Origin of the sequence: Achromobacter sp. SIMBA_011, assembly GCF_046535435.1 — a bacterium.
GTDB classification, from domain to species: domain Bacteria; phylum Pseudomonadota; class Gammaproteobacteria; order Burkholderiales; family Burkholderiaceae_B; genus Achromobacter; species Achromobacter dolens.
The window spans coordinates 1-358 of sequence record NZ_JAWRWN010000131.1 but is presented as its reverse complement, the minus strand read 5'-3'; the positions used below and the strand labels follow the sequence as shown (position 1 = coordinate 358).

Genomic DNA, 358 nt, shown 5'->3' with positions numbered 1-358 from the left:
GTGAAGATCCGCGCGATCTTCAGCGGCGAGAAGGAAGACGCCGACGAGGCGCTGCGTCTGGCTCAGGAGCACTCGCACCACGAAGAGACGCCGGGCACCGGCGACGAAGGCAACAAGGGACAGTGATGATGCAAAAACACGCTTTGACTGCAATCGCGGTCGCGCTGCTTGCCACGGGCTGCACGATGGCGCCGCATTACACGCGGCCCGACGCGCCCGTCGCGCAGGCGTACCCGGCCGGCGGCGTCTACGCGACACAGCCCGCTGCGGCCGGCACGCGCAGCGCCAACGGCCAGGCGGCGAGCGCCATCGGCTGGCGCGAATTCTTCGCCGATCCGCGCCTGCAGCGGCTGATCGA

At 69.3% G+C, this 358-nt stretch carries 1 pseudogene; it reads left to right on the top strand.

The window, feature by feature from the left end:
* Positions 1 to 125 precede the first annotated feature (125 nt).
* Positions 126 to 358: pseudogene (locus tag SB816_RS30235) on the top strand (multidrug transporter); the annotation flags it as partial.